This is a genomic window from Brevibacillus fluminis (assembly GCF_003710825.1).
GTDB lineage: Bacteria > Bacillota > Bacilli > Brevibacillales > Brevibacillaceae > Brevibacillus_D > Brevibacillus_D fluminis.
Genome location: NZ_RHHQ01000007.1, coordinates 519,570 through 542,175, shown reverse-complemented (window position 1 = coordinate 542,175; position 22,606 = coordinate 519,570). Strand labels below are relative to the sequence as shown.

At 52.4% G+C, this 22,606-nt stretch carries 20 protein-coding genes; 1 reads left to right on the top strand and 19 read right to left on the bottom strand.

Annotation, left to right across the window (positions count from 1 at the left end; translation table 11 throughout):
* Positions 1–52: 52 nt before the first annotated feature.
* From EDM56_RS09305 to EDM56_RS09225, 16 genes are all read right to left on the bottom strand, one after another.
* Positions 53–1,306 (bottom strand): MFS transporter, encoded by a 1,254-nt coding sequence (locus tag EDM56_RS09305; protein WP_122917606.1) that lies wholly within the window; start codon positions 1,304–1,306, stop codon positions 53–55.
* Positions 1,307–1,330: 24 nt separating this feature from the next.
* Entirely contained in the window at positions 1,331–2,515 is a 1,185-nt protein-coding gene (locus EDM56_RS09300; RefSeq protein WP_122917605.1) for an amidohydrolase, read from the bottom strand.
* 18 nt (positions 2,516–2,533) lie between these two features.
* Positions 2,534–3,832 carry a CapA family protein gene (locus EDM56_RS09295; protein ID WP_122917604.1) on the bottom strand — a complete coding sequence of 433 codons (1,299 nt, stop codon included), beginning with the start codon at positions 3,830–3,832 and terminating at the stop codon, positions 2,534–2,536.
* The gene (locus EDM56_RS09290; RefSeq protein WP_122917603.1) at positions 3,825–4,703 is read right to left on the bottom strand and encodes a MurR/RpiR family transcriptional regulator; all 879 of its coding nucleotides are present in this window, start codon (positions 4,701–4,703) and stop codon (positions 3,825–3,827) included. Before EDM56_RS09290 ends, EDM56_RS09295 begins: the two co-directional genes overlap by 8 nt.
* Positions 4,704–4,913: 210 nt before the next feature.
* Positions 4,914–5,684 carry an ABC transporter permease gene (locus tag EDM56_RS09285; protein ID WP_122917602.1) on the bottom strand — a complete coding sequence of 257 codons (771 nt, stop codon included), beginning with the start codon at positions 5,682–5,684 and terminating at the stop codon, positions 4,914–4,916.
* A 2-nt stretch (positions 5,685–5,686) separates the two neighbouring features.
* Positions 5,687–6,583 carry an ABC transporter permease gene (locus EDM56_RS09280; protein WP_122917601.1) on the bottom strand — a complete coding sequence of 299 codons (897 nt, stop codon included), beginning with the start codon at positions 6,581–6,583 and terminating at the stop codon, positions 5,687–5,689.
* 88 nt (positions 6,584–6,671) lie between these two features.
* Complete coding sequence (locus tag EDM56_RS09275) at positions 6,672–7,757, bottom strand: polyamine ABC transporter substrate-binding protein (RefSeq protein ID WP_122917600.1); 1,086 nt, start codon at positions 7,755–7,757, stop codon at positions 6,672–6,674.
* Positions 7,758–7,789: 32 nt separating this feature from the next.
* Positions 7,790–8,890 (bottom strand): ABC transporter ATP-binding protein, encoded by a 1,101-nt coding sequence (locus tag EDM56_RS09270; RefSeq protein ID WP_122917599.1) that lies wholly within the window; start codon positions 8,888–8,890, stop codon positions 7,790–7,792.
* 675 nt (positions 8,891–9,565) lie between these two features.
* Entirely contained in the window at positions 9,566–10,903 is a 1,338-nt protein-coding gene (locus EDM56_RS09260; RefSeq protein ID WP_122917597.1) for a phytoene desaturase family protein, read from the bottom strand.
* Positions 10,904–11,386: 483 nt separating this feature from the next.
* Complete coding sequence (locus tag EDM56_RS09255) at positions 11,387–12,319, bottom strand: nucleoside hydrolase (RefSeq protein WP_122917596.1); 933 nt, start codon at positions 12,317–12,319, stop codon at positions 11,387–11,389.
* Positions 12,307–13,293, bottom strand: a complete 987-nt coding sequence (locus tag EDM56_RS09250) for a nucleoside hydrolase (RefSeq protein ID WP_122917595.1) — start codon at positions 13,291–13,293, stop codon at positions 12,307–12,309. Before EDM56_RS09250 ends, EDM56_RS09255 begins: the two co-directional genes overlap by 13 nt.
* Positions 13,294–13,302: 9 nt before the next feature.
* On the bottom strand, positions 13,303–14,247 hold the full coding sequence (locus tag EDM56_RS09245) for a nucleoside hydrolase (RefSeq protein WP_122917594.1): 945 nt from the start codon (positions 14,245–14,247) through the stop codon (positions 13,303–13,305).
* A 30-nt stretch (positions 14,248–14,277) separates the two neighbouring features.
* The gene (locus EDM56_RS09240; RefSeq protein WP_246009319.1) at positions 14,278–15,231 is read right to left on the bottom strand and encodes an ABC transporter permease; all 954 of its coding nucleotides are present in this window, start codon (positions 15,229–15,231) and stop codon (positions 14,278–14,280) included.
* Complete coding sequence (locus EDM56_RS09235; RefSeq protein WP_122917592.1) at positions 15,212–16,282, bottom strand: ABC transporter permease; 1,071 nt, start codon at positions 16,280–16,282, stop codon at positions 15,212–15,214. Before EDM56_RS09235 ends, EDM56_RS09240 begins: the two co-directional genes overlap by 20 nt.
* The gene (locus tag EDM56_RS09230; RefSeq protein ID WP_122917591.1) at positions 16,279–17,826 is read right to left on the bottom strand and encodes an ABC transporter ATP-binding protein; all 1,548 of its coding nucleotides are present in this window, start codon (positions 17,824–17,826) and stop codon (positions 16,279–16,281) included. Before EDM56_RS09230 ends, EDM56_RS09235 begins: the two co-directional genes overlap by 4 nt.
* 63 nt (positions 17,827–17,889) lie before the next feature.
* Positions 17,890–18,954: a BMP family lipoprotein gene (locus EDM56_RS09225; RefSeq protein ID WP_122917590.1), complete on the bottom strand. Its 1,065-nt coding sequence runs from the start codon at positions 18,952–18,954 to the stop codon at positions 17,890–17,892.
* Between the two features lie 173 nt (positions 18,955–19,127).
* Here EDM56_RS09225 and EDM56_RS09220 point away from each other — a divergent pair, with 173 nt between their 5' ends.
* Entirely contained in the window at positions 19,128–20,396 is a 1,269-nt protein-coding gene (locus EDM56_RS09220) for a TolB family protein (protein WP_122917589.1), read from the top strand.
* Positions 20,397–20,418: 22 nt separating this feature from the next.
* Here the strand turns inward: EDM56_RS09220 and EDM56_RS09215 are convergent, their stop codons facing one another.
* The 3 genes from EDM56_RS09215 to EDM56_RS09205 all read right to left on the bottom strand — a co-directional run bounded on the left by EDM56_RS09215 (position 20,419) and on the right by EDM56_RS09205 (position 22,522).
* Positions 20,419–20,991, bottom strand: coding sequence for a hypothetical protein (locus EDM56_RS09215; RefSeq protein ID WP_122917588.1), 573 nt, complete (start codon positions 20,989–20,991; stop codon positions 20,419–20,421).
* Positions 20,992–21,124: 133 nt separating this feature from the next.
* Positions 21,125–21,781 (bottom strand): FMN-dependent NADH-azoreductase, encoded by a 657-nt coding sequence (locus tag EDM56_RS09210; protein ID WP_122917587.1) that lies wholly within the window; start codon positions 21,779–21,781, stop codon positions 21,125–21,127.
* 30 nt (positions 21,782–21,811) lie between these two features.
* Positions 21,812–22,522, bottom strand: coding sequence for a pirin family protein (locus tag EDM56_RS09205; RefSeq protein WP_122917586.1), 711 nt, complete (start codon positions 22,520–22,522; stop codon positions 21,812–21,814).
* Positions 22,523–22,606: the final 84 nt, after the last annotated feature.

The following is a 22,606-nucleotide window of genomic DNA, read 5'->3' as shown; positions in this document are numbered from 1 at the left end:
GTTATCTTGTCCGTAGGTTTTGCCTATACTGCCATCACGTTTTTCACTTTTATCAGGCTGAGGCCTTCTCTTCCTGCACACGTTGTCCAGTTTCGTTGCGTTTCACATAGAGTAAAAATAGGATGCCAAATACCACGAACAGCACGCCGTTGGCAATTAATGCATTGCCGAAGCCACGGCTAATGTCATTCCCTGCCGCCTGCACGATTGCGCCCGTCACGATCGGTGAGATGATTCCTGCAATCGTGACAAATCCTGAGAGTACGCCCATGATCAAGCCTTTGCGCTCGGGCATCAGACTGGTGGCGATCACGGATGCCGAGGTGCCGACTGAGAATGAAAAGCCTTTGGCAAGGCAGGCTGCAATCAGCACCCATACAGCTTGGTGCGTTACTGACATCGCGTAGAAAAACACTCCTCCGAGGATAATCGAGATTCCGCCGACGGTTACATATGATTTGCGATAACTGCGGTTTTTCTTATACAGCGTGTCGGCATACCAGGAGATGGCGATCGTCATCAGACCCGCGAGCAAGCCGGTTCCTGCGATGGCATAGCTCATTTGCTTTGGGGTAAAGCCCAGAACCTTGACCAAATAGACCGGTTCCCATACAGCGGCAAATGTCGTTCCCCAGATTTGGGCAAAGTAGATCAGAAACGTAAAGATGAAGCTGGCCGAGAACAAAATCGCGAACAATTTCTTCCACTGGATCGGTTCCTTGGCAATCAGCTCTTCAGGTGCGATTGCTTTTGCATGCGGCTTCTCCTTGCCGATCCACATCCAGACCAAAAACCAGGCCAGGCTCGCGGCGCCTAGCATCGCCCAGGAATGACGCCAGCCGCTCGATTCGATGATGCCGACCAACAGTGGCGCGAACGCAACAGCTCCGACAAAAGCGCCAAAATTGACGGTAGAGAAGACAAGCCCTCGCCGCTCCTCCGGAAACCATTTGCTCAAATGGCTAACGACCGTTGCCCAAAACGGCCCTTCCCCAATGCCGAGTAGGATGCGTGCGCCCATCAGCATCGGCAAGCTCGCGATCGCATATGCGCCAAACTGTACGATAGTCCAGGAAAGCGCCATGATCGCTAGCATTTTTTTCGTTCCGATCTTGTCGGACAAGGCGGCTCCTAGCACACCCGCAATGGAAAACAACCAGAAGAAGCTGCTGCCGACAACGCCCCATTGCGTGGCCGACAGCTGAAGCTCCTGCATGATCTGCACAGCCGAATAGCCCGCAATCGCTTTGTCGGCATAGTTGATCATATACAGGACGAACAATAAAACAAGGGTGACCCATGCCATCTTGTCTCACTCCCTTTTCGTTTTTTACGGATGGTCTAGCGACAAGCTGTCCAGAACTAACGCCAAAAACAGCTTTCCAATGTGCAGCATCGATCGTTCATCCACATCAAAGCGCGGATGATGGTGCGGGTAGCTCGCGCCAATTTCCGCATTCCCCCCGCCTACGTAATAGAAGCTGCCTGGCACACGCTGCAGATAGTAGGCGAAATCCTCGCCACCCATGCCAGCGGGAAGCTGCATCACCTGCTCAAAACCAAACAGTTCCTTGGCAATCCGCTCCACCTGCCGGGTTTCGCCCGGATGGTTCCAACCGGCTGGATACCCTTTGCTGTAGTCATATATCGCACGTGCCCCCGCCGCTGCTGCTGTCGCATGCGTAATGGTGCCAATCGCTTCCTCCATGAGACTGCGCGTTACTTCATCAAACGTACGGACAGTGCCCTCGATCTTGGCAGTCTGGGCAATCACATTCGGCGCTCCGCCGCTCATGAACGTTCCGATCGTCAAAACGGCTGGCTGGAGCGGGTCAACCCGCCTCGACACGATTTGCTGCAAAGCCGTCACCAGCTGGCTGCCGGTCACCAGCGCATCGACTGTCAAATGCGGTCCGGCGCCGTGCCCGCCTTTTCCGCTGATCTCGATCGTGAAATTGTCTGATGCTGCGGTAAGATAGCCTTCCTTCACCCCGATTACGCCGAGCGGCAAAATGGAGGCCACATGCGCCCCGAAAATCACATCCACCCCCTCGAGACAGCCGTCCTCGATCATCGCGATTGCCCCTCCCGGCGGCACCTCCTCAGCGAACTGATGGATGAAGACGACCGTGCCCGAGAGCGCCTCTCGTTCCGCTGCAAGCGTTTCAGCCACGCCCAGCAAGGAAGCCGTGTGAATGTCGTGGCCGCAAGCGTGCATGACGCCTTCCATGCGCGACTTGTACGGCACTTCCTTCTCATCCTGGATCGGCAGCGCATCGAAATCGGCTCGCAGCGCCACTGTCCTGCCCGGCTTTTCCCCGCGAAGAACCGCGACAACGCCCCTGCCTCCCACCTGCTCGCGGACCTCTAGCCCCCATTCCCGATACGCATCCGCAATTTTTTGCGGCGTCCTCACTTCCTGAAACGATAGCTCCGGGTACATGTGCAAATCCCGGCGGATGGCGACAAGCTTGGGATACAAGGCTTCCAGCCGCGCAAATACACGCTCTCTCATATACGGTCTCCCTCCCTCTCAATCAACCCTTATTTTTCCGACGCCGTCCTCGATGGTGATCGTCGTCCCATACGGTGCACTTAAACGTTGAAGCGATTCCAAAATGCGCGTATCGTGTGTCAAAGCCGGGCAGCCCATCCGGTAAATCGGTTCGTCAAAGCCCAGCTCGATCGGATACAACAACAGCTCCGTAAGCTCGCCATCCGCCATTTTCCAAACGGGAATAACCGACTCCCACACATCCCGATGCACGCACAATCCCCGCGAATAATTGGCGCTCATCGCCTCCAGCGCGTCTGCCACCCGATGCGTATGGCATAAACCATAAAACTCGTAAAAGTCAGCTGGCTGGCTGCTCACCGTCTCCGTCTGAAAGATGAAATCGCCGAGGCTGTAAAAAATCGGCCGCTTTCGATAAAGCTCGATGCCGCGCACAATATGCGGACCGTGTCCAATGATCGCATGCGCGCCTGCGTCAATGCATGCATGCGCCACCGTTTGCACGAAATCCGCGGCAACCTCCTTGTCCGCGCCTTTCATTTCATGGACGTGAAGGCTGACCAGTACGTAATCCGCGCGGCGCTTCGCTTCCCGAATGGAGTCAAGCATACGCTTCAAATCACGCGGATGCGGAACTGTCGTCGTCTTCTCCTCTGCCCCCTCGACGAATCGGGCATTGCCGAACAAATAGATCCCCTCTCCCGGCGGATTCATGAATCCTTCCTCGATCAGCACCTTGTTCACCGCGTTGATGTCCACTGTATCCGCGATCTCTTTGAGCTGCTGCAGCCTTTCCAGAGACACCGCATGCTGTGTCAAATAGCGCATCGGATTGATGCCAGGCCTTCCGATACTGTCGGCTCTCTGTTCGCCTGCGACCCACCATGGATGGAAGGTCGATGTCGCTGCGATCAGCGCGACACGTCCCGCCGGCAAATCGAGATACCGCGGGGCCGATGCCTCCGCCAAGTTTTTCCCCGCGCCCGCATGAACGAATTCATACTGGTTTAAATACCGTTCCGTCGCTTCCAGCCCGCCGTATAAATAATCGAGCGTGTGGTTGTTCGCCCAGCCGATCAGGTTGAAGCCATATTCTTTCAAATGGTGCAGTACCTGCGGCGGGGACATCGCCCACGTGCCACCGCTAAACGCGCCGGGATAGCCTTCGTTGTCATGCACGGTCGTCTCCAGATTGGTGAAGCAGGCATCGGCTTCTTGCAGCAGCTGTGCGATGCGAGCGAACTGATCCGGATCATTTGCCGTGCTTCTCGTGATAAAACTGTCGCCAGTAGCGGCGAACGTCATCGTCTTACTCATCTTCTTCATCTCCTGTAAAAGAATAAAAGGTTGAGCTGATCTCGTCATATTGCTGCAGCCGGTGCGTAATCTCATCGCCGCCTGCCGCCATTACCCCCTCCACCAGTGCATTCAAGATGGAAAACAACGTCGGCATGCCATTGGTAGCAACGGGCTGCGGCGTCGTCACCTTGAGCATAACGTCCGCTTCTGCACTGATCGGCGACAGCTCACCCTCCGTAATCGCCAGAACCTGCGCGCCAACCGTCTTGGCTGCTTTGACGAAGGCAATTGTTTCTGACGGATGTCGCGGAAATGAAAGAGCGATGACGAGCCATTTTTTGCTATGCTCCGTAATCAGATAGTCTGCGTTGCCAATTGCTCCTTGGTACAGGTGCGTATCGCCTTTTAGCGTATTGAGTGCATTGGAAAGCCATGTCGCGGGTATGTGGCACCAACGGAAGCCGACGACGACAATTTTGTCCACCGACATGATTAGCTCAATCGCTTTGCGGAACAATGCTACGTCTGCATTCGCGAGCGCCTGCTGAATGTAGGCGATATCCGTCTCCAACGCCTGCTGGACAAAATTTTCGCTCGTGACGCGCTCGCCGGACGCTTCTTGATGCTTTTCGATCGGCCCGCGTAGCTGATCGGATATCAAGAGAGTGCGCCTGATCTCTTCCTGCATCTCACCATACCCTGAATAACCAAGCGCATAGCTGAAACGAATGACCGTCGATTCACTCGTGCTGGTCAGCTCACCGATTTTTTTGGCCGTATGTACAGCAATCAGGTTCGGCTTATCCAGCACAAAGCGGCTGATCATACGTTGGCTTGCTGTCAAACCGGCAAAATGAGTGCGGATTCGTTCTTTGACGTTTGCTTTCATGTGCAGCGGCTCCTTTGTGGATCAGTAGAGATCTAGGTAATTTTACGAATAGTTTAACATTTGAAATTATACACTTCAATAATACTCATAAAATGAAGTTATTGATGTCAAAGTGATGAATAATAACAGTCAAAATCCACCTGGCACAAGAAAAAAAGGCTTCCGCATCGATTAGCGAAAACCTTTCTTTTCAGTATGCAGTTGTTCCATTTATGATCGGGCATCTCCACCCTTTGACACCCTCTGCGACAAAATCAAAAACACCGCCGTGCCGACAATCAATAAGGTTGATACCGCAGCGATGGTTGGATCGACTTGCGTCCTCATGTTTTCCCACATCACGATCGGCAGCGTCTTCGTTTTGGAGCCTGCGATAAAAATGCTAACGACAACCTCATCCAATGAAGTTATGAAAGCGAACAAAGCACTTGTAAACACGGAAGAACGGATCAACGGAAGGGTGACTTTGAAAAATGCGCCGATCGGCGTGGAGCCGAGGCTTTGTGCCGCTAACTCGAGGTTGCCGTCCACTCCTTTGAGACCTGCCATTATCGTGACGAATACGATCGGGATCGCAAGGATTGAATGGGCCAACACCAATCCCGGAATCGAATTGGTCAGCTTGTAGGCTGAAAACGTATGGTACATCGCGATCCCCACCACGATAACCGGTATGATCATCGGTGCCACCATCAGGTTGAGAAAGATTTTTTTGCCAGGGAAGGTAAGGCGGTTCACAGCCAATGCCGCCATCGTTCCCAGGGCAAGCGAGACAATTGCCGTAAAGAAGGCGACGACGACGCTCCGCCACAATCCTTCCGTCCACTGCCTGTTGCTCCAAAAGTTTTCATACCATTGCATCGAATAGCTTTCAGGCGGAAATTGAAACGCGACCTGTGAGCTGAAGGAGAGCGGAATCATCACCAAAATGGGGGCGATCATCAGCACAAGCAAAATCCCTACCACAATGCGCAGCCACATGCTTAACGATCCCCCTTCAACATCGGTGACAACCGGGACACCCAATACGCCAACCCTAGCAGCAACAACGTTGTCCCGAGTAGCACAAGCGCAAGCGCTGCGGCCAGATTCCAGTTGAGCGTTGTTTGGATGTTTTCCTGGATCAGCTTGGAAATCATCATGTTGCCTTGTCCGCCCAATAATGCCGGCGTAATGAAATAACCCAGTCCGAGTACAAACACGATCAATGATCCTGACATGACGCCTGGCAAGGAGAGCGGAAACATAATGTGGACAAAGGCCTGCCAGGGCTTTGCCCCCATCCCTTGCGCCGCTTGGATCAGCCTGCGATCAATCCGTTCCATGACCGCATACAGGCTCAAAACCATGTATGGCAGCAAAATGTGGGTCATCCCGATGGTGACGCCGACCGTGTTGTACAGTAGCTTGAGCGGTTCCTGGATTACCCCGAGATTCATTAAAACCGAATTGACCACACCGTGCTCCTGCAGGATTACGGTCCAGGTGAACGTACGAACAAGCAAGCTGATCCACATCGTAATCATGACCGTTCCCATTATGACTTTTTTCCAAGTCCCCGACTCAATGACGACTAGCAGATACGCGATCGGATATGCGAGAATCACAGTCCACACGGTGACCAAGAACGATGTTTTCAGCGTATTCCACAGCACTTTCAAATAAAGCGTATCCGTCAGCACGTCCTTCAGGTAGGTAAGCGTAAATCCGGTATGATCGACTACACTCAGCTTCAGGACGCTGATCATCGAGTAGTATAGCAGAAACATGACGTACACGAGCGGTACGATCAGCAGCAGCCACTTGAGTCCCGGAATTTTGGCGATTTGCAGCGAGGGCACTGCGGGCAGTGCTGCTGCCTGTGTTTTACCTTTTGACATAAAGTTCCCCCTTACATATGGTCCGAACCTTGTCGTCTTCGCGATTCGTGATACAGACGGCGATTCCCTCTTACCGACAGAGCCCATCCTATTGCAGTAGCCACTTATTGAACTTCTCGTTTACCTCATCGAAGTTCTTCGCCCAATAGTTGACGTCTAGGATCACCTGATTCTCCTTGTCCTTCTTTAACTGCCCAAGCCGCGCTTTCAAGTCCTCAGACAACAAGTCCAGCGCCTTGGCATTGGTCGGCGCATAATCGATCAGTTTGGAATACTCCGCCTGCGGCTCAGGTTCGGACACATACGCAATGAACTTCATCGCCAAGTCTTTATGCGGCGTCCCCTTCGGAACGACCCATGAGGTCGACATGGCAAGTGCCTGATTGAACTCATTGTCGATTTTGGAGCCTTGTGCCTTCGCTACAGAAATGCGACCGTTCCACGCCATAGAAGCCGCCACTTCTTTGGTTGACAGCAGCTGAGGAGGTTGCGCGCCCGCTTCCCACCACACTTTTACGTCTTTTTTGATTTTATCGAGGCTCTTTAAAGCACGGTCGACATCGAGCGGATACAGTTTGTCGGGAGCTACGCCATCGGCGAGCAGCGCCGCTTCAAGCGTAGACATCGGCGTCTTATACAAGGAGCGAGGACCTGGAAATTTTGCGGTATCCCAGAAATCCGTCCAGCTTTTCGGATGGCTGTCCCCCGGAAATAGCTCGGTGCTGTATCCGATATTCGTATAGAACAGCTCCTGCCCGATGGAATAATCAGAGACAAGCTCCGGGTACACGTCCTTGGCATTGATGACGCTATAATCCAGCTTTTCGAGCAGTCCTTCGCTGCCAAGTCGAATCGCCACATCGGTATCCGAATTGACGACATCCCACTCGACATTTCCGCTCTCGACCATCGCTTTCAGCTTACCTACATCTGTCGGAGAAACAACGGTAATCTTCACGTTGAATTTCTTTTCAAACGGTTCGTATTCCGCTTTTTTCGCCGCGTCTGACGAAGCGCCTCCCCAGTCGACGACGACCAGTTCCTGCTGTTCTCCACTCGCTTGCCCGCCAGTAGAGGAGGTGCTAGCCGCCTGCTCGCTCCCTCCCCCACTACAGCCCGCGACCACAAGTCCTGCAACAAGCGTAACCAAGCTGACTTTCAACCCTTTGCCCATGATAATTCCCCCAATATTTTTTTGGCATTTCGTTATGCTAAGATCGCCTCGCGCTCATACGGAATCACGGTCGATTCCGACAGGTTCCAGCCCAAGAGAATCTCATCACCGGCTTTGCAGCTTCCGGATAGCCGTGCCGGAATCTTGACCGTCATCTCATGTCCGCAAGCTGTTCTGGTCTTGACTTTGCAGGCGTCCCCTACATAAATCGTCTCGCAAACTTTCGCCTCCATCGTGTTTTTAAACGCGCCACGGTCAGAAGCGAGCTGAATATTTTCCGGCCGGATCGCCACGTATGCTTCTCTTTCGCTGAAACCCCCGTCATGATTGGAATGCAGCGTGATGCCAGCATCCGCAAACAACCGGATCGCCAATTGGCCTTCCTCATTTCCGACGACCTCGCCTGCGAGCAGATTGATTTCACCAATGAATTCGGCAACGAACTTGTTGACTGGCCTTTGGTATAGCTGCTGCGGAGTAGCAATTTGCTCGATTCGCCCCTTGTTCATCACGCAAACCCGATCCGACATGGTTAGCGCTTCCTCCTGATCGTGCGTCACGCTGATCGTTGTAATCCCGATCTTTTCCTGAATATGCTTGATTTCCAATTGCATCTTCTCACGCAAATTTTTGTCGAGGGCACCTAAAGGCTCATCCAGCAATAAAAGCGGCGGATTGAAGACGATCGCTCTCGCCAATGCCACTCGCTGCTGCTGACCACCGCTCAACTGCGCGGGAAAACGATTGCCGTACTCGGACAGATGCACGAGATCGAGGATTTTTTGGACCCGCTCGCGGATCTCCTGCTTGTTCACTTTCCGTAGGCGGAGGGGATAGGCGATATTGTCTGCTATGGTCATGTGCGGGAAAAGCGCATAGTTTTGAAAAAGCATGCCAATGTCCCGCTCATATGGTTTTTTGCCCGTAATATCTTGATGGTTCAAGTAGATCGAACCGGCGCTCACTTCCTCGAACCCAGCGATGAGCTTCAATAATGAGGTTTTGCCGGAACCGGATGGCCCCAGAATGGTCAGAAACTCCCCTTTTTTCACCTCCAGGTTGATCTTGTCGACCGCTTTGAATTTCTTGTACCATTTCGTCGCATCCGTGATGGCCAGATGTATCTCATTCATAACGCGCGCACCCCTTTCGAATGACTCTTTCGCTTGTGTCGCCGATAAACAGAAAAAACCAGCCCAAGCTCCGCGCGCCAGAGGCATTCTGGTGGCGGAAATCGGACTGGTGTCTACGTCTGTGATCTCGCAACGGGCATGAAGGAGGACAAACGTTTACAGTCTTGACAATATTTATTTCATTTTAGAGCAAATTGGAAGTGTAGTCAATTTTATTTACTGAAAAATCGTATTATTCTAACGATTGCTTTTTTTTTTATTTCACGTATCTCAAGTCACGCGAACTTCATTTGCGGATGATCATAGTCTGTTTCACATGAACACCCTTCCCTCCCCCGGTTGCCAATTAGTAGTTGCAACTTCTATGCCGCCTTTCTTTCGAATCATTTCGCCTTCAGCCACGCAAAAACCGAACACATTTCGCATCGTTATTTTTGTACCAATCCCCCGGGGCTTGTTTTTCGCTGTTATCCCCTGAACCTTTTTCTCATCGGCAGATGCAAAAAAGGTTCGATATTTTCTACCAGCCATTCACGTCGGCATTCGATAACAGAAAATGCAACTCCCGTATGACCCTGCAAGCGGCTTGGCTACTTCGATCGAAATGCGCAAAAAAGCGCGCATCCCATCGCGGAATGCACGCTCTTTTCCTTGCCTATCTTTATTGATGTACCTTTACCCGATCGAATGCTTGCTGACAAGCTCCAGTTCCTGATGCTGCATGATCATCTCGCAAACGGACATTGCGCTGGAGAACGACAGCTCGGAAAGCTGGCCTTGGCCTTGGCACCAGTCGCCTGCGAAGAACAGGTTGCGGTAATCCGGGAAGAAGACCGGCATCGCTTGCTGATTCATCGTCCATTTGATTTCTTGTACCACTGCGCGCTGCGATACGCGCGGCACGACCAGTTCTTCTCTCCAGCCTGGGAAGTGTTTGTCATACATATGTTCGATTTTTTCTTTGTACGCTTCCAGCACTTCTTTTTTGCCCATGTCCTCTTGGCGCAGGTACGCGGTTGCCTGCAGCAGTTGGCCGCCCTCTGGCGTACAGCTTGTGTCGTAGTACGAGATGTCCGTGATGAACATGTTGTTTTGCTTGTCGTAAATGTAGGTATAAGGGCTTTCGATCCGTTTTTTCAAGCCGATATCATACACCATTACATAGGTTGGGTCGTATTGGGCATAGTGCTTCGCAAGACCTTCCAGACGGGAACCGGCCATGATTTTGTCCAGCTCCTTCGGCGGAATGCACATGATGAACTGATCGCCGGTAAACGTCGTTTCCTCACCTGCATGTACAGCGGTGATACGGTTATCTTCAAACGAGACACGGTCGATTTTGGTTTTTGTGTAGATCGTACCGTTGTTCGCTTCGATCACGCGCACGAATTCCTGGATTAGCGATTGCCAGCCCCCACCGATGTATGCAACCGGCTTGTTGGTCAAAAACAAGCGGGAGTAGTAACGGAAGAACACATCCGAAGGGATTTTTTCCGGCTCTTTCGTAAAGAAGTTGGAGGACGCCAGCGTCAGCATCATCTCGCGGACTTCATCATTGACTTCCTTTTTCTCCAGCCATTTTTGAATCGAGAGGTGCGGGTGGCCGGACTCCAGTTTGAGCATTGTTTTCAAGATGTTGAAGGTGAAGCTTACTTTATCTAAACCTGTTAGCACTTTTGTGCGGAAAAGACCTTGAATGTTTGCAGGCACGTCGGTCACTTCATCGCCGATGTCATATTTTGCTTTGCTCGGCGTAAAGTCGCGCCAATTGATGTGGATGCCCAGTTCTTTTTCAAAGGTGCGCAATACGGATGTATCGCGACCATAGATCGCATGGGCTCCAAAATTGAAGTGAAAACCTTTTATGGGTAATGTCACTGCTCGCCCGCCAAGTGCGCCACGTTCCAAAACAGCGACCTTTTTTCCTTTATTCGCTAAATAGGCGGCTGCAGACAAACCTGCAAGTCCTCCTCCGACGATGACGATATCGTAATGATGTGTTTGAGCAGTCATGGTAGCATCCCTTTCATCCAAATGTTTCTTGTTTGTGGAGCGGTTCTCTTATTGAAACGATGTAATTAATGTACCGAGTATATTTTTAATCCTACACTATTTTATTAGATCAGGGGGAGAAAAGAAAGTGGTAGTTTGAAATATTTTTTTGTTTGGGGAAGGGAGGGGATTTTCGCAAGAAAATTCCACGGAAGCGGTGACAATGCCCACTGTGGGTCGGGGTGAACGGCGAAAGCAAAAAAACGCAAACCGCGCCCCAAAGCCACACGCTGCGCGGCGGAAGTATCTCAGGTAGTAGATGTGGCGCTAAAGGCGTTTGCGTTTTTTTGCTTTCACCTGGCAGGCATCGTCAAAGCTTCCGTTCCACTTTCTTGCGAAAATCCCTAGCTGCTGATGACAAAAAAAGATTTCAAATTAGGGGTACAAAAAATAAGAAAGACAGAGCCTGTAAAAAAACTAGCTCTGTCCTTCTTCCCTATTTCGTTACACAACCCATTCCAAAAAATGAGTGACAAATCGTTCGACGTCGACTTCCAGGCAGACGTCCATGTTTGGGGCTTGTGCTGAATTGGCGCGTAGGTCGCCGATTGTGCGGCCGATGGACAAGGAGCCCTCGGTGTCGACCTGCACATGCAGCGAGCGCGTTTGGACAAATGTCGGGTCCAAGACCACACCTACTGCGAGCGGATCGTGCAGGGCACAGCCGCCGAGCGTCGGATTGAATTGGTAGTAGGCGTCCATATAAAAATCGCACATGTCTGCCAGCGTACGGCCGAGGTCTGTTCCTTTTGCCCGCCAGTCTGCGAGATGCTCGCGTGTCAGCAGTGTTTGCATTGTGACATCCAGGCCCACCAGTGTGATCGGGATACCCGATTGGAATACGTAAGCGGCCGCTTCTGGATCGGAATAAATATTGGCTTCCGCTACAGGCGTGACGTTCCCGGGAACTGTGACGGCGCCGCCCATGATGACCACGCGTTTCACCAGCTTGACGATTTCCGGGTCTTTCATGATAGCGAGCGCCAGATTGGTTTGGCTCCCGACCGTCACCAATGTCACTTGGCCTGGACGCTCACGCACCGTGTTAACGATAAACGTGGCAGCGTCGATCGCCAGTGCCTCGGATTTTGGCAGCGGCAGCTCCACGTCGCCGATTGCATTTTCGCCATGAATCGCGGTCGCTTTCTGCTTGAGCGGTGCTCGCAGCAGCGGATTCGGTGCTCCCATCGCGACCGGAATGTGATCCGCGCCGAGCAGCTCTAGCACCTGCAGCGAATTGCGTGTCGCTTCTTCGACAGACGTATTGCCGAAGCAGGTCGTTAGCCCAAGTACCTCAGCCAGCGGCGAACGAACCGCATAAGCAATGGCCAGCGCATCATCGATCCCGGTGTCCACATCCAAAATTATATATTCCATGTGACTTCCTCCTCATCCCGTCCTGCCAGCACAGCGACAAACCGTTTGATAAACCGCTCCGCATCGACGCTGTGGCACGTCGTCAGCACCTTTCCTACCCGCGGTACCGCCCGCATATCGGCGATGGTCGCACCAGCCGATACGCTTCCTTTGCATTCGATCGCGACATGCAGCTGTTCAGTCTCTACCAGTGTCGGGTCGAGCGCTACAGCAACTGCGAGCGGATCATGCAGCGGGCTGCCATCGGTGATACCGTTGCTTTTGGCATACGCTTCGAGACGGAACGTGAGCAGCTCGCGTACCGTGCGGGCAATCTGGCTGCGGTCCGGTTCGGCAATCCGCTCCAAGACATCTAGATGGGCCAAGGTCAACCGCGTTTTCATCGTGACGTCCAGGCTTACCAGCGTCAGCGGCATGCCGGACTCGACCACGAAATAAGCCGCTTCCGGATCGCCCCCCATATTCGCCTCCACGACGGGCGTTACGTTGCCCGGCACCCGGATCGCACCGCCCATGACGACGACTTCCTTCAGCTTTTCTTTCAGCGACGGGTCATGTGCCAGGGCGTTTGCCAGATTGGTCATGCGTCCTACCGTAACAAGTGTAATTTCACCAGGATATGTGTTCGCCAAACGGGAAAGGAATACCGATGGATGCTCCTCGCTTACCGCTTGCTTCGGCTTAGGCAGCTCCACGTTACCGATGCCGTTTGCTCCGTGAATATGTGTTACTGGCCCCTTCCAGGCGCGCACAAGCGGTCCTTTTGCCCCAACCAGTACAGGCACGTCATAGCCGCAATCCGCGAGCTCGACGATTTTCAACGTGTTTTCGGCGGCCAGCTCAGCGTCCACATTGCCAAAGCCCGCGATGATTCCTTCCACGTGCGCTTCTTTTGATTTCAACAGATAGAGAATCGCCAGCGCATCGTCAATCCCCGTGTCCACATCCAATATGACTCTCTTCCGTTCGCTCATATGTCCCTCCTATGAATACTGTTTCAGTGCGTCGCAAAGCATCGTCCAAAATTTTTCTTGGTCCAGCTTGTCCGCTACTTCAACATTGGGTTCTCTGCCCGTAACCCCGTACAAGTCGACAACCGTCATCCCATACGTGAACTCGCCTTTTGTCTCAATATCCACCCGCCGCTTGATCGTCGTAAACACGCTCGGATCATTCACATAGGCAATCGCGCAGGCATCATGGATCGGGGCGCCACCAAAGCCGAATACATGAAAATACGTATCGCTAAAAAAGTTCAGCAGCTCGACAACGAATGTGCTCACATTGTTATCGATGGCAGCAATGCGTTCCACAATTTCAGGGGTCGCCATCGCCTGGTGTGTCAGGTCAAGCCCGACCATCACCAGCGGGACGCCGCTTTCAAATACGATTTTTGCCGCTTCCGCATCGACGAAAATATTGAATTCCGCAGCAGGCGTGGTATTCCCGAACATGGCGCCACCCATCAGTACGATCTCCTGAATTTTAGGAATGATCGCTGGTTCACGACGCATAGCAAGGGCAATATTGGTTAAAGGTCCCACCGGAACAAGTGTAATATCCCCATCCGATGCAAGCAAGTGCCGGATGATCAAGTCTACTGCATGCTCTTCTACAGGGCTTTTCGTCGGCTGTGGCAACAGCGGGCCATCCATCCCTGAGTCGCCATGAATGTCCGGGGCGGTCCGGCGTTCACGCAAGATCGGCTGTCCGGCGCCGCGGGCAACCGGAACGTCGCTAAGTCCCGCAATCTCACATACTTTCAGTGCGTTGACCGTTGTTTTTTCTACCTCCGCATTGCCGGCGACGGTCGTGATTGCCACTAGCTCCACCTTCGGAGCCTTGGCCGCAAGTAAAATCGCGATTGCATCATCATGGCCCGGATCGCAGTCCAGGATCACTTTCCGTTTTGTTTGGTTCACGCTCATTTCATAGGCCTCCTCTAGTGGTTATGGGGTTCAAGCTCCCGCTCCGGACATGGCAAGCTGCTTCCGATGCTTGCGCAGCGCCAAAATGACGAGAGCGACAATCGTCACGATATACGGAATCATTTTCACAAATTGGCTCGGCACACCGCTGCCTGCAGTCGTTTCGATCATCGTCGTCACCGCTGTCGCGAGTCCAAAGATCAGCGCGCCGAAAAAGACCCCGAGCGGATTGCGGTTGCCGAATACCACGACTGCGAGCGCCAAAAAGCCCGTGCCCGCCGTCATATCTTTCACGAACATGCTAGTCATGCCCATCGATAAGTACGAGCCTGCCAAACCTGTGAAAACCCCGCTCCACATGAGCGCCGAATATTGCACCCGCTCCACCGGAATACCCAAGGATCGTGCAGCATCAGGCGCTTCGCCGATCGAGCGAAGATGTCCACCATACGGCGTGCGATACAGCATGTAATAACAAAACAGGACGGCGAGCAGTGCGACCCACACCATCAGGTTGTGCCCGCTCAAAAGCTTGCCCACGACCGGAATCGACTCGATCCCCGGGATGATGACTGTCGGGATTTTGTCCAGGTCGCTCGGGTTGTAGTTGCCCGTCGCTCCAAACAGCACATTGAGTAAAAAGACCGTTACGCCTGAGCCGAAAATGTTGACTGCAAAACCAGCGATGATGATGTTCACCTTGAGCCGCAGTGTGAAAAAGCCCATCGCCAAACTGATTAACACCGATGCGGCGATGCCTGCGACTACCCCGAGTACCCAGCTGCCAGTCAGCGAGCCGACAGCGATGGAAGCGAATGCGGAGATGAGCATCAGCCCCTCCAGCCCGATGTTAATTACGCCGGCCAGATCAGAAATGAGACCGCCCAAAGCGGATAACAGAATCGGGACCGTCACCCGCAGCAACACCGCAAACAGGCTCAAATTGATCACTTGTTCCCACAGGTTACTGAGCAACGTCAACACCCCCAGTCACCCTAACCGTTTTACGCTGACGCAAATAAGCGAACACCGCTTGCGCCGAAACAAACAGTACCAAGAGAACTTGAATAATGATCGCAAGCTCTCGCGGCACATCGGTATTGGCTTGCATCAGCTGACCGCCCACCTGCAAATAAGCGTAGAAAAAGCTGGCGACAACCACGCCCAACGGATGATTGCGGGCCAACAACGCGATAATGATGCCGTCAAAGCCAAGTCCTACGGAGAAATTGTCTTTCAGCGTACCATGTATGCCGAGCACCTCAACGATGCCACCCAGACCAGCCAACGCCCCGGAGAGCACAACCGAAAGGACAACAACCCGCTTGATGCGAATGCCGCCATACTCGGCGAACAGTGCATTTTTGCCGACGAGCCGAATCTCATAGCCCCATCTCGTCTTATACAGCAGCAGGTAGACGATCGCTACCGTACCCAACGCGATGAACAGCCCGCTGTGTGCAGGAAATCCGTCGATGAATTTGCCCAGAAGCGACTCCTTGTCGATGAAATTCATCCGGGCATAGCCGCCGCTCGTCGGGTCCTTAAACACATTGTTCAAAAAATACGAAACGCCGAGCGTCGCGATGAAGTTGAGCATCAGCGTGCTGACGATCTCGTCCGCGCGAAAATACGCCTTCAATACACCGGGAATCAACCCATACAATGCACCACCCAGCACGGCACACAACAGAATCAACGGGATATGCACCCATGCCGACAAGCCGTGTACGTAAACGGCAACCAGCGAGCCCGTAAAAGCCCCTACATACAGTTGCCCTTCCGCCCCCATGCTGAAAACCCCTGCCTGGAACACGACAGCGAGCGCCAACCCGGTGAAAAGAAGCGGTGTCATCTTGTTTAAGACCGTGCCAAAATTGAAAGGATTTGCAAAAGGGTCAAACAGAAAGGACTGGATTGCTGTGAGCGGCTCCGTGCTAATGCACAAAATCACCAGAAAGCCGATCGCTACCGCAGCGATGGCGGCGCCAACAATACCTGTGAGCTCTAAGGTCAATTCACTCCGATTTTTCATGATCCCATCGCCTTCTTTTCATGCTTTTTCACACCGAGCATATAGAAGCCAATCTCCTCTTCGGTCAATGCGTGATTGTTTTCTAGAATGGCTACCAGCTCTCCGTTGTACATCACGCCGATCCGGTCCGACAGGCTCATCACCTCGGAAAGCTCTGCCGAAATGAGCAGCACGGCGGACCCTTCATCGCGCTTGCGGATGATCTCGCGATGGATGAATTCGATTGCACCTATGTCGACGCCGCGAGTCGGCTGTGAAGCTACCAGCAATTTCGGGTCTTTGGATAGCTCCCGTGCGATGACTACCTTTTGCAAATTCCCTCCGGATAGCGAGCCGGCCAAAAAATCCCCGCTCTTGGTCCTGATGTCATAATGCGCGATCAGCTCATCGACTTTTTGCTTCAAGTTGGCCTGATGCAACAGCCCACCACGGTTGAACGCTTTTTGGCGATATAAATCAAGTATCAGATTCTCCTGAATGCTGGCGGTGAGGCACGCGCCGCGTGACTGCCGATCCTCCGGAATATGCCCGATGCCCAGATTTCGGATGCCTAACACATCCAACCCGGTCAGTTCTTGCTGCAGGAAGCGTACAGATCCGCCGACACGCGCACGCAATCCGGTGATCGCCTCCACCAATTCTGTCTGTCCGTTGCCCTCGACTCCGGCAATGCCAAAAATTTCGCCGCTCCGCACAGAAAAGGAAAGTTGTTTGACTGCGATTGATCCGCGGTTGTCTGCAACCGACAGATTTTCTACCGCGAGAACGACATCTTGGGGATTCGCTGCTTTTTTCTCTACGCGAAGCAGCACGTCCCGCCCCACCATCAATCGTGAAATCTCTTCCTTGTTGGTTTCCTTTGTCGCAAGCGTCCCGATCGTCTTGCCCGCCCGTAGAACGGTGACCCGATCGGAAATTTCCATGACCTCGCGCAGCTTGTGTGTGATGAAAATAATCGTGTAACCTTGGGTCACTAACTGGCGCAGGGCAACAAACAGCTCATCCGTCTCCTGCGGGGTCAACACCGCTGTCGGCTCATCGAGGATCAACAGCCGGGCGCCGCGATACAGCGCCTTCAAGATTTCCACCCGCTGTTTCTGTCCTACCGAGATCGTCTCCACCTTCGCCTCCGCCTGTACGCGCAAGCCGTAGCTTTCGGACAGCTGCTGAACCGACTTTACGGCTGCCTTACGATCGGTGAACAGAGAAAGCGGTCCCCGCCGCTTCTCGATCCCAAGTACGATGTTTTCCGCTACGGTAAAGGAAGGGACAAGCATAAAATGCTGATGAACCATTCCGATCCCATGTGCGATGGCGTCCTTGGGGTTGTGAAATGTGACTGGTTGTCCTTTGTAGCGCAATTCGCCATCTGTTGGCTGTTCGAGGCCAAACAAGATTTTCATCAGCGTGGATTTGCCTGCGCCGTTTTCGCCGACCAGCGCATGAATCTCCCCTTCACGGATCTTGAGGTTGACGCCCTGGTTGGCCTTAGTGCCATTCGGATACGTTTTGTGGATGTTTTTCATTTCCAGCAGGTCTGCCATCTTTCGCACCTCTTTAGCGTAATGGCGAGGGAAGCTTGCACTTCCCTCGTTATCCGTTCTAGATTATTGCATGATCGATTTCACCTGAATTTCGCCGCCGCTCAACTTTTTGGAGATTTCCGCCATTTTGTCCTGAATGGATTTCGGCACATGCTGTTTGTAGAGGTCATCCTCAGCAAGGCCGACGCCACCTTCCTTGATTCCTAGCACTTCATTGGTACCGTAAGCGAGCTTGCCTTGGATGTGCAATTCAAGCGCGCGATAAATCGACTGGTCGATGTTTTTCATCATACTGGTCAGCACGCTGCCAGGGTAGAGCGGATTCTGGTTTCCATCGACACCGATCGAATATTTGCCCACTTCTTTACCCGCCTCGAGCAATCCCAAGCCTGCGCCGCCCGCTACGTTGTAAGAGATGTCCACGTTTTGCGTGTTGTATTGTGCAAGACCCAGCTCTTTGGCTTTCGGCGCGTTGGAGAAATCGCCGACATAAGAAGCAATAACCTTCACGTCTTTGTCCACGTACTGCGCACCTTGCTCATAGCCTGCTTTGAAGTCGTTGATGATCGGGATATCCATTCCGCCGACGAAACCGATCACTTTGTCCGGATTCGCACCTGGCAGCTCTGTGCTGGTCGTTACCAATGCGGCGAACGCGCCTGCCAAAAACGAACCTTCGCTTTGCGAGTAAAGCATCGAGTACAAATTCGGCACATCTTTGATCATTTCGTCAAAGTAAATGAATTTCTGGTTGGGGTAGCGCTTCGCGATATCAATCGCGATCTCTTTCATTTGGCTCGTACCGACTACGATTACTTCATACTTGCCGCCGGAGACGAGCGATTCCAGACCGGCTGCCCAGTCTGCCTGATTGGTACCGCCTTCAACCGTTTTCAGGTCGATGCCCAAGTCTTTTTTCGCTTTCTCCAGACCGGCTTGCGCGGAATCGAAAAATCCTTTGTCACCCAAAGTACCATTAACGTAATAGGCCACTTTCAAAGCCGCTTTGCCGCTTGCACCGCCCGAATTGTCTGTAGAAGACTGTTGCTTTGCGCCGGACGCACATCCGGCAAGAATCAACATCGCCGCAAGGAAAAGTAGTGCCGCTTTCAAAAACCTTGCTCTCATATGCCGTTTTCCCCCTCATCTTCTTTGTGTAATCGGTTACATAGTGATGTTTCTACAATCGAATGAGAATTCCTTCTTACAAATTCATATATTTATAAATTTTCAAACAAATATTTTTTGCAGTAAGTTTGCTTCGCGTCTGGGCATAGTAGACCTAAAGTGAGGTGCACAATATGCAGAAACGTTTGCTGCTCATGGCAGCCTTGATCACGCTGCTCTTTTTGCCGCTTGCCTCCGGCGTACAAGCCGCGCCCCCCGCGACTCCGGCAAAGGCTGCTTTTATCCGCGATGACACCTTGTGGCTCAGCGAAAACGGAAAGGAAGTCCAGCTGACCACCACAAAAGGCGCCCAATTTCCCCAATGGTCGTTCGACGGGCGCTGGATTTCGTACGAACAGCCGGACGGCATTTGGGTCTATGACACACAAGAGCGCCGGGCATCCCGCGTCTATCAGCAACATGGCACGATGGCGCGATGGGCGCCGGATAAAAACGTGCTCGCGCTCCTCGATGCTCCCGTCTTGAACACAGTCGATTTGCGTCAAGGACGTCCGAAGCCGTTTGAAAACGTGGCGCTCGGGGTAAGCACGTATTCCTGGCTGCCGGACGGAACGGGCTTTCTTGCTTCCGCAAATGCCGATCTACTCCCAGACGGCTGGACGAGCCCCAAGCTGTATACGATCGCCTTCAATCAGAAGCAATCGGATTTGTTTAAAAACGCAAAGCTTTTTTATACGATCCCCCAGCCGTTGACGTTGGGCTCCATCAACCTGCTGTCGATCCACACCTCGCCTTTCAAATGGTCCCGCGATGGCCAGTGGATCGCGTTCATCGTATCTCCGACTGCATCTTGGTCCATGGACAGCAATTTGCTCTGTGTGCTGTCTGCAGACGGGAAGTCGTTTTCCACCGTCGCTGAAATGCTCGCGGATCCTCAGTGGTTCCAATGGGCGCCGAATCGTAGCGATCTCGGTTACATCCGAGGAGGCGACCGACTCGTTGCGGGATTTTCCAATAAAAAGCTGACCATCACTCAGCTGCCGCAAAAAAAGACGACTGACCTGACGCCCCCCTCGTTCATCGAGCTTGATTTCGACTGGTACAGCGACGATATTCTTGCGACCTCTCGCGCGAAGGAAGGCGAGTTTTCCAATGATCCCGCCAAACGGCCACATCCCGCACTCTATCAAGTCAACGTCAAGACGAACCAGCAAAAAGCTTTGACCACTCCACCCGCAGGTTACGGCGACTATCAGCCGCATTACTTGAAAAAAACCGGCAAGCTGACCTGGATTCGCACGAGCTTACGTGACTATGATTCGTGGCTGTCCCATTCCACTCCGAAAACGAGCGACGTCTGGATGGCCGATGCGGATGGACGAAGCCAACGGCTTTTGATCAAGCATGTGCAGCAGATCAGCTGGTATGAAGGCAGACCATAATAGGAAAAAACAAAACCCTAGCTCATTCACAGGCTAGGGTTTTCAACGCTTCGAGACATAGGCTGTCTTTATTCTGATTGTAGTCGTCGAGGAGGGCGTCAATCCGTTCCTTGCGCATCTGTTCGAACTCCGCGCGCCATGTTTTACGTACGGTTTGAAAATAATGCAAATTGTCTTCCTCCCACTGCATCGCATCAGCAGGACTATGAAACGGGTACAGCTTTTTTTCATGAAGATAAACGAATAAAATCGACGCGTCGGTCTCGCATGCTCGCAACGCCCGTTCTACGTCACGCTCCTCAGCATCAAACTTGCACAGATTGGGTCGGATGGTCAAAACACAATTACGCCACGAGATGAGTGAGACGATTTGTGTTTTGGCGAGCAGCGCCGGCGATTCCAGCAGAAGCGTCACCGCTCGCTGTGAAGTATCGCACAGCAAAACCCGCTTACGCTCCAGCTTCCAGACGAAATGGAGCAGCTTTCGTTTTGCTTCCAACCCGTTGTCAACGATGACCGTGTTTCGGATATACTCTTCCAGCGTCTTTCCATAAGGAGAGGGGCAGAAATTTTCCTTATACGGCGGAATGCTCATCGCAGCACCACTTTTCAGAATAATACAATTATTATAACAAGCGCTTTCATGAATCCGCCAGTTGTAAACACTGGGGAAAAATAAAAAAATCCCCCACCTTGGGCGGATCGGTGGAGGATCGTGTGTCAGTTCCTTATACAGTTACTTGTTTCGCTGCGAATGCTTTCGCTACTTGCTTCGCGTTTTCGATTGCTTTTGCTTTGATCGCTTCCGCTTGGTCAGGAGCAGCGTTTTGGCCTTCCACGATCACGGATTCAACATCTGTGATGCCGACGAAGCCGAGAACGGTGCGCAGGTAGCTATCGCCAAACTCAACAGCTTTTGCAGGGCCTTCGGAGTAGAAGCCGCCGCGCGCTTGGATGTGTACAGCTGGTTTGCCAGTCATCAAGCCAACAGGACCTTCTGCTGTGTAGCGGAATGTTTTACCTGCTACGCAGAACGAATCGATGTATGCTTTCATTTTTGGCGGGAAGCTGAAGTTCCAGAAAGGTGTTACGAATACGTATTTGTCAGCGGAAACGAATTGATCGCTCAGTTGACCCAGCGTTCCAACTTTTGCTTGTTCCACTGCTGTCAAGGAATCGAACGCTTGGCCTGCTTGCAGTTTGCCCCAGCCGCTGAATACGTCTTGGTCGATGAAAGGCACTTCCATGTTGTACAGGTCCAGATGCACGATCTCATCTTGCGGGTTTGCCGCGCGGTATGCGTTCAAAAACTCTTCTCCGACAGACAAGCTATAGGAAAGTTCAGTTGGTTTTGGATTAGCGGTAATGTAGAGAACTTTTGCCATGGTTAAAATCTTCCTTTCAATAGTTGGTTGTTAGGCGGAAGGCAGGTCAATCAGCATGAATGATGCGCCTTCTGCTGTTTCGATTTGAAGCTTTGTAATGTCTGTGATCCGCGCAGCATCGCGTCGGTTCAGCACAGCCTCGCCGTTTAAACGGAGGGTTCCTTCCATGACGAAAACATACGTATACCGGTCTTGCGCTTGCTCAAACGTAAGTGTATGATTTGCCTCCAGGTCAGAAAGATACATGGTCAAATCTTGGTGGATATGGACCACATGCTCTTCCAAAGCCTTACTGGATACGACAGGAAGCAGGTTATTTTTCCGTTTGCTCATGTCATAGGCCTTTTGCTCGTAGGAAGGGGTAAGCCCCGTCTCAGCAGGCAGGAACCACAATTGCAAAAAGTTGACTTCCTCGGTTTGCGATGGATTCATCTCGGAGTGGACAATCCCTGTCCCCGCGCTCATGCGCTGAATTTCCCCCGGGCGAACCACCTCTTTCTTACCGGTGCTATCCTCGTGGCCCAATTCGCCTTTCAGCACGACGCTGACGATTTCCATCTCTCTGTGCGGATGGGCGCCAAAGCCGTAACCCGGCTGGACGATATCGTCATTGAATACACGCAGCGGTCCAAAAAGCTGGTTGCTCGGATCATAGTACTCTGCAAAGGAAAAGCTGAATTTGCTTTTCAACCAGCCGTGATCAGCTGCATATCGAGATTCAGCAGGATAAATACGAATCATGTGATTGCCTCCTTCCTCATTAGTTTGCGGGTTTTCGCAATGATTATTGTTGAAAGCGAAAAGTAAATCATGTCAGTAACTTAC